General features: G+C 63.5%; 3 protein-coding genes. All 3 read left to right on the forward strand.

Features of this window, described 5'->3' with window-relative positions; genetic code table 11:
* Positions 1 to 60: 60 nt before the first annotated feature.
* The 3 genes from AC2VOU_RS13440 to AC2VOU_RS13450 all read left to right on the forward strand — a co-directional run bounded on the left by AC2VOU_RS13440 (position 61) and on the right by AC2VOU_RS13450 (position 2,743).
* Positions 61 to 1,008: an esterase family protein gene (locus AC2VOU_RS13440; protein WP_486957829.1), complete on the forward strand. Its 948-nt coding sequence runs from the start codon at positions 61 to 63 to the stop codon at positions 1,006 to 1,008.
* Between the two features lie 269 nt (positions 1,009 to 1,277).
* Positions 1,278 to 2,021: a cutinase family protein gene (locus AC2VOU_RS13445; protein ID WP_486957830.1), complete on the forward strand. Its 744-nt coding sequence runs from the start codon at positions 1,278 to 1,280 to the stop codon at positions 2,019 to 2,021.
* A gap of 11 nt (positions 2,022 to 2,032) precedes the next feature.
* A complete protein-coding gene (locus tag AC2VOU_RS13450; RefSeq protein WP_486957831.1) occupies positions 2,033 to 2,743 on the forward strand; it encodes a phosphate signaling complex PhoU family protein in 711 nt (236 codons plus the stop codon).
* Positions 2,744 to 2,754 lie beyond the last annotated feature (11 nt).

Raw genomic sequence — 2,754 nt, forward strand, 5'->3', positions numbered from 1 at the left:
GCAGCGGCCTTTCTGTGGGCATATGCGCACGAGCGTCGCAATTTATCCAGAGGAGTCAGTATGGCCGGGTACAACTTTCGCGGGGCGCGGAGCCTGATGATCGCCGCGATCGGTGCCGTGGTACTGCCCGGAATGGCCTGGATGTTACCGACTCCGCCGCAGGCAAAAGCGGCTGCGCCGGAATTTCTGCAGGTACCTTCGCCGTCGATGGGTCACAACATCACCGTCGAATTCCAGCGTGGCGGCGCAGCGGCGGTGTACCTGCTCGACGGTCTTCGTGCCCGCGACGACCGCAATGGCTGGGATATCGAAACCAATGCCTTCGACTCATACGCCGGCTCAGGCATGTCGGTGGTGGCGCCGGTCGGCGGTCACTCCAGCTTCTACTCGGACTGGTATGGCCCGGCGAATGGCGAAACCTACAAGTGGGAAACGTTTTTGACCAACGAGCTGCCTGGCTACCTGTCGAGCAAGGGTGTGCGGTCGACACGGAACGCCGTGGTAGGGGTGTCCATGTCGGGGTCGTCGGCGTTGATCCTGGCCGCGTATCACCCGGGGCAGTTCGCCTACGCCGCGTCACTGTCGGCCTACCTGACGCCGTCCAGTGGTAACGGGCCCATGCTGATCAAGTTGGCGATGAACGACGAGGGCGGCTTCAACCCCGAGGACATGTGGGGGCCTGACGGCGGTCCCGGTTGGCAGCGCAACGACCCCACCGTGCAGGCCGGACGGTTGGCGGCCAACAACACTCGGCTGTGGATCTACAGCGGCAACGGCACGGCCTCGGAAATCGGCGAGGGCAGTCTTCCGGGTCAGGTCATCGAGCAGACCGTGCTGCAGAGCAACCTGGCCTTCAAAGACGCCTACGACGCGGCCGGGGGTCACAATGCGACGTTCAACATCGACCAGAATGGCGTGCACAGCTGGGGCTACTGGGGGGCTCAGCTGAACGCCATGAAACCGGACATGCAACACACGTTGGGGACCGGCGGATCGAACGCCTCGTAAGTAAGCAAACCCACTCTCGGACAAGGGGATAGGAGGAACGCTACCGGCTTAGTAGCAGCGCTGTGAGCACGGCGCTCAACCAGGTCGTCACGACGAAGCCGTTGCGGGGAGATCGACGTCGACCGGACGACAAAACTCGATCATGTTGTGGCTGGGCCAAAGTCGGCCTGCCCTGCTTTGTGTATGACAGAGTCGGTCAACGGCTGTCTACTTCAGATCAACCGAAAAGTTCTAGTTTGTAACATGATTCAGAGGGGAATAACAGCTGCATGACTTCACGTGTAAATTCTCGTTCATTTGTTCTCGGGGTGCTGGCGGCCTTGAGCCTCGGTAGTTTCGGTGTTGGCGCCCCCACCGCATCGGCTCAACGGTGTCCGGACACCCAGGTGGTGTTCGCTCGGGGTACCGGTGAGCCGCCGGGCGTCGGCGCGACAGGCCAGGCGTTCGTCGATGCCCTGCGGTCGCGGTTAGGCGGGCGTTCGATGGACGTGTACCCGGTCAACTATCCCGCGAGTGATCAGTGGTCCACCGGCCTCGACGGCATCAGAGACGCCGGTGCTCATATCGTTTCGATGGCGAACAGTTGTCCCAACACCAAGATGGTGCTCGGTGGTTACTCCCAGGGTGCAGCGGTGATGGGCTTCGTCACCTCGCCGGCTGTTCCGGACTCGATCCCCGACGACGTCGATCGCGCGACCCTTCCCAAGCCCCTTGATCCGGGCATCGCCAACCATGTCGCCGCGGTGGTGCTGTACGGCACGCCGAACGTACGCGCCATGAACTTCCTCGGCCAGCCGCAGGTCGTCATCGGTCCGTTGTATGAGGACAAGGCCATCAGGGTGTGCGTACTCGAAGACCCGGTCTGCTCGGACGGGTTGAACTTCGCCGCGCACAGCACCTATGCCGACGACGCAAGCTCGATCGGCCAGGGCGTGGACTTCGCCGCCGGCCGCCTGGGCGTCGGTGGCGCGCAAATGGCCGGAGCTTCGGCGCGTCAGGGCTTCGGCAGCTGAGGTGCGCGACGATGAACGCATTCGAGTATCAGCTCGGGACGTTTGCGGCGCAGCTCGCCGAGATGTGCGCCATCGCGAGTCAGGCGATGCATGACGCCACGCACGCGGTACTGGAGGCCGATCTCGGCGTCGCGGATGCCCTGATCGCCGGGTACGACGAGGACGCGGCGATGAGATCCAGTGCGCAGGAGACCACCTTCTCATTGCTGTCGATGCAGACACGGGCCGCGACGGATCTGGCCGCGACGGATCTGGCCGCGGTGGTCGACGCGGTCAAGATCGTCGCTGACAGCGAACGGATGGACGAACTGATCAGGGAGATCGCTCAGATCGCCCGACGACGACATCCGGATCACGTGGTGCCGGAAGAAGCGCGTGAATCCATCGCCGAGATGGGCGCGTTGGCAGTGCAGATGGCTCGCGTCGTGCACGACATGGCGCTGTCCGGGGATTGCGAGCTGGCGGAATCGACCTCCCACGATGTCGACGCCATGGCAGATGTACACCGCCGACTGGTCGCCGTGCTGATCGGCGAGCGATGGAAGGACGGGCTAGCCGTCGCGGTTGACGTCATCTCGTTAGCGGTGTGCTACCGGCGGTTTTCCGATCACACGGCGCGGATTGCCCAGCGCGTCGCATCCAGCAGAGCCAGCCACTGGCAACCGGCTCAACCGCCATCCGAAATCGCTCTCGTTAGGACCGGACCACCCAATCCGGTCTGAGGCAGGTGTGC

The sequence above is a fragment of the Mycobacterium sp. TH-M25 genome (genome assembly GCF_057473665.1).

Excerpts from the sequence above, each read along its gene's own strand:
- AC2VOU_RS13440 (WP_486957829.1), top strand. The coding sequence starts at position 61 with ATGGCCGGGTACAACTTTCGCGGGGCGCGGAGCCTGATGATCGCCGCG.
- AC2VOU_RS13445 (WP_486957830.1), top strand. The coding sequence starts at position 1,278 with ATGACTTCACGTGTAAATTCTCGTTCATTTGTTCTCGGGGTGCTGGCG.
- AC2VOU_RS13450 (WP_486957831.1), top strand. The coding sequence starts at position 2,033 with ATGAACGCATTCGAGTATCAGCTCGGGACGTTTGCGGCGCAGCTCGCC.